Source organism: Algibacter sp. (genome assembly GCF_049667265.1).
In the GTDB taxonomy this organism is placed as follows: domain Bacteria; phylum Bacteroidota; class Bacteroidia; order Flavobacteriales; family Flavobacteriaceae; genus Algibacter_B.
The window spans coordinates 1-5,745 of record NZ_JBATHX010000171.1 but is presented as its reverse complement, the minus strand read 5'-3'; the positions used below and the strand labels follow the sequence as shown (position 1 = coordinate 5,745).

Annotated in this window: 7 protein-coding genes; 1 reads left to right on the top strand and 6 read right to left on the bottom strand. The window is 32.0% G+C overall.

Features of this window, described 5'->3' with window-relative positions:
- Positions 1-143 precede the first annotated feature (143 nt).
- The 6 genes from WBN21_RS06315 to WBN21_RS06290 all read right to left on the bottom strand — a co-directional run bounded on the left by WBN21_RS06315 (position 144) and on the right by WBN21_RS06290 (position 4,487).
- Positions 144-851, bottom strand: a complete 708-nt coding sequence (locus WBN21_RS06315; RefSeq protein ID WP_424198526.1) for an aromatic aminobenezylarsenical efflux permease ArsG family transporter — start codon at positions 849-851, stop codon at positions 144-146.
- Positions 852-1,289 carry a nitrophenyl compound nitroreductase subunit ArsF family protein gene (locus WBN21_RS06310; protein ID WP_424198524.1) on the bottom strand — a complete coding sequence of 146 codons (438 nt, stop codon included), beginning with the start codon at positions 1,287-1,289 and terminating at the stop codon, positions 852-854.
- A gap of 19 nt (positions 1,290-1,308) precedes the next feature.
- Complete coding sequence (locus WBN21_RS06305; RefSeq protein WP_424198522.1) at positions 1,309-2,286, bottom strand: permease; 978 nt, start codon at positions 2,284-2,286, stop codon at positions 1,309-1,311.
- A gap of 13 nt (positions 2,287-2,299) precedes the next feature.
- The gene (locus tag WBN21_RS06300; protein ID WP_424198520.1) at positions 2,300-2,536 is read right to left on the bottom strand and encodes a thioredoxin family protein; all 237 of its coding nucleotides are present in this window, start codon (positions 2,534-2,536) and stop codon (positions 2,300-2,302) included.
- Between the two features lie 48 nt (positions 2,537-2,584).
- Positions 2,585-2,890 (bottom strand): ArsR/SmtB family transcription factor, encoded by a 306-nt coding sequence (locus WBN21_RS06295; RefSeq protein WP_424198519.1) that lies wholly within the window; start codon positions 2,888-2,890, stop codon positions 2,585-2,587.
- A 109-nt stretch (positions 2,891-2,999) separates the two neighbouring features.
- Positions 3,000-4,487, bottom strand: a complete 1,488-nt coding sequence (locus tag WBN21_RS06290) for a hypothetical protein (protein ID WP_424198517.1) — start codon at positions 4,485-4,487, stop codon at positions 3,000-3,002.
- Between the two features lie 315 nt (positions 4,488-4,802).
- Here WBN21_RS06290 and WBN21_RS06285 point away from each other — a divergent pair, with 315 nt between their 5' ends.
- Entirely contained in the window at positions 4,803-5,534 is a 732-nt protein-coding gene (locus WBN21_RS06285) for an energy transducer TonB (protein ID WP_424198515.1), read from the top strand.
- The last annotated feature ends 211 nt before the right edge of the window (positions 5,535-5,745 follow it).

Sequence of the window (5,745 nt, the reverse complement as noted above, 5' to 3'; positions counted from 1 at the left end):
AATGTCACATTGAGCGCAGTCGAAATGCAATTGTAACAAAGGTTTTCAAGATCTTCGACTGCGCTCAGACTGACATACAACATACCTTCAGTTTTTTCTCCGGCACTAAACTTTTAAATACAAATTGAATGCGTAAACAGAACTTATAATATCTCCATAAAAATGGAAACATAATACAATCCAGTAATAATAAAAACAACACCAGCAGCGGTTCGCATTACTTTCTCAATTTTAGTAATTCTGTTATAAAACACACCAATTTTTCCTGCTGTAAAGGCTAGCAAGTAGGTGAAAAGAATGACAGGCAATCCGGTTCCGAAGGCGAAAATTATGGGCAAATAAAGTCCATCTGCCGATGTAATAGTCATAGGGATTAGCATCCCAAAAAACAAAGCGCCACTATAAGGGCAAAATGCTAAAGCGAAAACAAGACCAATTAAAAAAGAGCCCAACAAGCCTTTATCTTTAAATTTATCGGATAGTTTTTCTTGAAAATTGGATTTTCCCAAAAAATTCAGCTTGATAAAATTTAGCATGATTAGCCCGATGATAATCAAAAGAGGTCCTAAATATTTTTCGCCATTCTGATTAAAAAACCTTGCAATATGAAACTTGCTTGCTCCAAAATATAATATGAGTCCAATGGCTGTGTAACTAAATCCTCTACCTAAAGAATAAAGTAATCCGCTTAAAAAAACTTTCCGTTTACTAGAAATGTTTTTAGAAATAAAAGCCGTTGCCGTGATGTTTGTTGCCAAAGGACACGGACTTATGGCAGTCATTAAGCCAAGTACAAAGGCCGATAAAATAGGAATGTTATAAGTCTCTAAAAGAGATTGTAAAAAATCCATTTACAATGTGTTCAATTGGGCATCAATTTTAGATTTCAGTTCTTTTGAAAAAGCGTCTTGATTGTTTCCTTCCATAAAAGCAAATTCGGTTAAATCAATTTTGTTTTCTTTTCCGTTCTTTATCACATTTAAAATTAAGGCCGTTCCAGAAGCTTCAAATTTTTCTGCCATTTTTTCGTTGGCTTCTTCATCAACATTAATAACTTGAAAAGTGATTTTATTGGCTTTCAATTCATTTGAAAAATAAGTATCCAAAGTGTATTTTGTATTGGATTCAATGGCATTGCAAGTCATACAACGATGTGTTGAATGGAAATCCAAAACCTCAATTTTTGAAATAGTTTGATCTAATGCATGGTCTTTACTTTTACTTTGTCCGTTACAAGCTGTTAAAACAAAACCGATGGCTAAGACTGTTAAAAATTTAATTGTTCTCATTTTTTTATTGATTTAAAATTTATAATAATATGTTGAATACATATCCTGAAATGATGATACACAGCGTAACAACACTAAAAAATATGGCTATAAGTTTTAAGGTCATTACTTTCTTTAAAAGCATGGCTTCTGGTAACGACAAACCTACAACGCCCATCATAAAGGCAATGGCGGTTCCAATTGGAATTCCTTTTGCCACTAAAACTTGTGCTACAGGAAGTATTCCTGATGCGTTGGAGTACATGGGTACAGCCAAAATGGTGGCAATTGGTACTGCAAACAGATTGTCTTTGGCCATATATTTTTCAAAAAATCCTTCAGGAATATAACCGTGCATCAGTCCGCCAATAGCGATTCCTACCAAAACATAAGGAATAACACCTTTAAGTATTTTTAGTACTTCATCCCAAATTACAGGTAATCGTTGTGTTAAGGTTTGCTTCTCGGCTATAAAAATATCTTGGTCTCTTTGGGCCGTTTCTAATACTTCTTTTACCCAAGGTGTTAAGTAGGTTTCTAATTTTAATTTTTGAAGAATAACGCCTGAAATGGTTCCTAATAAAACACCGCTAACCACGTAAATAATGGTGGTTTTAAGTCCGAATAAACCAACAAAAAGCCCAATAGCAACTTCATTAACCAATGGTGACGTTATTAAAAATGCGAAAGTAACCCCTAATGGAATGCCACCTCTTACAAAACCAATAAACAACGGAACTGACGAACAAGAACAAAATGGAGTAACTACGCCAAAAAGACTTGCCATAAGGTATTCCAACCCGTATAATTTATGCCTTGATAGGTAGTTTTTAACCTTGTCGATAGGAAAGTAACTGTTTACTATTCCCATAAAAAAAATGACAACAAAGAGTAAAATTAAAATCTTAGTAGTGTCATAAATGAAGAAGTTTAGGGCTTCTGCTAAATGCGCTCCTTGTTCTAATTTTAAAATATCATAAACAAACCAATCTGCTATGTTTTGAATCCAATCAAACATAATTTTTGATTAATTAGTTTAAAAGCGCTAACACTTCTTCTTTTGAAGGAATTCGGCCTTTAATTGTAATCACATCATCAATTACTAATGCTGGTGTTGTCATGACATTAAACTTCATGATTTCCATAATATCTTCAACTTTTTCAATGGTTGCTTCAATGTTGTTTTCTGAAACCACATCTGTTACTAAGTTTGTTAATGTTTGACATTTTGGGCATCCTGTTCCTAATATTTTAATTGTTTTTCTCATTATAATGGTATTTGATATCCGCTCATGCGGCATAATTATTAATTATTTTCAATCAAAAAATTGCTGAAATAAAGATTTCGCAATCTTCCAGTTTTCTTGATTTATACAGTATTTTATTTTTGGTGGTTTTAATTCGCCTTGAATAAGTCCCGCGTTTTTTAATTCTTTAAGATGCTGAGAAACTGTTGATTGCGCCAAAGGAAATACATCTAACAAATCGCCAGTAAAACAACAGGATTGATTTTCAAGATGTTTTAAAATGGCAACCCGAGTTGGATGACTTAGCGCTTTAGCGAATTTTGCCAATGCCTCAGTATCTTTTTTATATTCTATATGTTCTAAACTTCTATTCATAATGCTTATCGCAAATATACGATGGGTTTTTTGTTGGTTATGTGACTTTTGTCACCTTTATATAATTTTAATAAATATGAGTAAGGATTTTTAATTTATTTGTTTTACGCTATTTTAAAATCATAAACTGTTTTTTCTTTTTTCCATCACTTGTCATAATGAAGGTATCGTTTTGATACGTACCATAAAACGGAATGTAATAGGTGTTGCCGCTATTATCCTGGATTTTATTATAGGATACTTCGCCATTTGCAGAATACACGAAATCGTAAAGTGATGACGATTCAAATAAACCCTTTGAAACTTTTGTTCTACCGTCATTTTTCTCAGTAAGGTTTTTGCCTGAATTTAGGATAACATGCAATTCGTTTCCTTTTAAAAAGGCGTTGTATGACGGTGATCCAGATTTTTTAAAGACGCTTCTTCCCCAATTTAAAGTGCCATTAGCATCAAAATTTAAAATAAGAATATCATCATAATGAGGTGTTGTTATAAAATAGCCGCCACCTGTACCAGTAGAAACATAGGTTTGAGTAATATAAAACGCTTCAGCCAGAATATAGGTGTTGCCATTCGTGTCTTTTAAAACGTAATCTACATAAAAATTAGAAAGTTCTTTATCCTTTTTATTATCTGCTTTATCCTCGCCGTATAAGTCTTCATAAACCTCAATTGGTAGTTTGTAAATGTTTTTAGACTTCACCGATAAAGCATCGGTATCAATTATAAAGTTACAACCACCTTTAATTCTAAAAATATTTTTTTCTGAATAAAAACCGAGAAGGTGAAGCTCGTTGGCCGTTGTCGAAATGTTTAATGATAAAATATGCTCTTCTGCTAAATCAATGGTAAGTTCTTTGGCTTCAGTTTTTGATAATTTATTCAAAACAAATTGATAATTGGCTTCGCCTTTCTTTTTTTCCGAACGTCCTTTTATATATAATTTACCAAGTGTGTAAACATTGGCGTTATCATCAATAGATAAATCGTTATGCTGATAAAAGCGTTCTTCATGTTCTTGATATGCTTTTTCATAAACTAATTGCAAGTTTGAAGCATTGAAAACTCTAACGGTATAAGAGTTTACGTTTTTCTTTATATTATCCGTAGCAACTGCAAAATAGTTGCCGTTAGGTGATATGGCAAAACTAGTTTGACGTTTATTTCCACCAGCAAAAAGGTCTTGATTTTTTTCTACGGTAGTTTCAAAAAGTTTTTCTTTTGTAACTGTTTTGTTTTCTAAATTAAAAATATGACAATACAGAATGCGTTCTGTTTTTTCAGGAGCATAAACGGTGAAAAATTTTATTTCATTTTCGAAGAAAATTTCTCCAACAAAACTTTCTCTTTTATCACTTTCAACGGTTTTAGAAAAAACCTTTTTAAGATCGGTGTCAAAAATATCGAAAAGTATATCTTTTTTACTATCTCGTACAATCCCTGTTAACCCATTGTTTGTGGTATGAATTGCTAAAATGTTGTTGGCGGTGACTTCATCTTTATATTCTTCACTTTCTGTGATTTTTAAAGAAGATTGGTTTTGAGATGAAATAAAATTGAAAACCAATAAAAATGAAAGAGATAATAATTTTTTCATAAAGAATTTAATAAATTTTAATCAAAACTACAAAATAAAATCATCCATTTTACATGGCTAATTGTGGGTTTTTTTAGTGTCGTTTTTTCGAGTTGTAATTGGTATCATAAAAGCTGTCGTTTTAAGTTGTTACTATCTGCTTGCTAACTGGTTAGCGCTTTATAAAAAGTTTAAATTACCTTCATTTTTTATACAAATAATCGCCAAAATGTTCCATTCTACAATATGATAAATATCATAGTTGTTTTGATGCATTATTTTTAATTTTAAGTGTTGAAATTACGATGATTAACTCATCAACTAAATTTAAATATTATGGAAGCTAAAAAGAATCCAAACCTTGAAATAGGAAGAAACAGCAGTATTTATTTTGCTATTGGTTTAAATTTAATGTTGTTTTTATCTTGGCAAGCTCTAGAGTACAGAACTTATGAAAAAGATGATGTGGTTATTGACCTTGTTGAGATGGATAGCGAATTTGAGGAAGAAATCCCGATAGTTAGTGTTAATGTACCGCCACCGCCACCACCTCCAGCAGTTGTAAGCGAGTCTGTTGAAATTGTTGAGGATACTGAAGAAATTGAAGAAACTGTTATTGAAAGTACTGAAATAAGTCAAGATACTGCTATTGAAGAACGTATTATTGATGTTGCCGAAGTAGAAGTTGAAGCCATTGAAGAAGATGTGCAAGTAGCCTTTGCAGTTATTGAAGATGTGCCTGTGTTTCCAGGATGCGAAAAATTGTCTAAACAAGCCACTAAAGATTGTTTTCAGCAAAAAATACAAGAGCATGTTGCAAAAAACTTTAATTACCCACAAACCGCTTTAGATTTAGGGCTTCAAGGACGTGTATCGGTTGTTTTTGTGATAGATAAAAATGGCTATATTACTGGTGTTAGATCTAGAGGTCCAGATAAAATTTTACAGGATGAAGCCGAACGTATCATTGGTAAATTACCAAAAATGCTACCAGGTAAACAGCGAGGTAAACCTGTAAAAGTAGCTTACGCCGTGCCTATATTCTTTAAGTTTCACGATGGTTTATAATTACCGTAAAGGTTTATATTTTCATAATAAGCAGTTTGATAAATAGTCAAACTGCTTTTTTTTTGCATCATTTTAATAAATTAGGTTTTACTAACATTTCAGGATTAAAAAATAACAGTTCGGTAAGTTGGTTTTTTAAAAACCTTATTCCTGTTAGATATTTGTTTCATCATTAAACCACAAAAATTATGAAACATTTAATCATTATTGC

Coding starts and splice junctions, on each gene's coding strand:
- WBN21_RS06315 (WP_424198526.1), bottom strand. CDS start 851: ATGGATTTTTTACAATCTCTTTTAGAGACTTATAACATTCCTATTTTA.
- WBN21_RS06310 (WP_424198524.1), bottom strand. CDS start 1,289: ATGAGAACAATTAAATTTTTAACAGTCTTAGCCATCGGTTTTGTTTTA.
- WBN21_RS06305 (WP_424198522.1), bottom strand. CDS start 2,286: ATGTTTGATTGGATTCAAAACATAGCAGATTGGTTTGTTTATGATATT.
- WBN21_RS06300 (WP_424198520.1), bottom strand. CDS start 2,536: ATGAGAAAAACAATTAAAATATTAGGAACAGGATGCCCAAAATGTCAA.
- WBN21_RS06295 (WP_424198519.1), bottom strand. CDS start 2,890: ATGAATAGAAGTTTAGAACATATAGAATATAAAAAAGATACTGAGGCA.
- WBN21_RS06290 (WP_424198517.1), bottom strand. CDS start 4,487: ATGAAAAAATTATTATCTCTTTCATTTTTATTGGTTTTCAATTTTATT.
- WBN21_RS06285 (WP_424198515.1), top strand. CDS start 4,803: ATGGAAGCTAAAAAGAATCCAAACCTTGAAATAGGAAGAAACAGCAGT.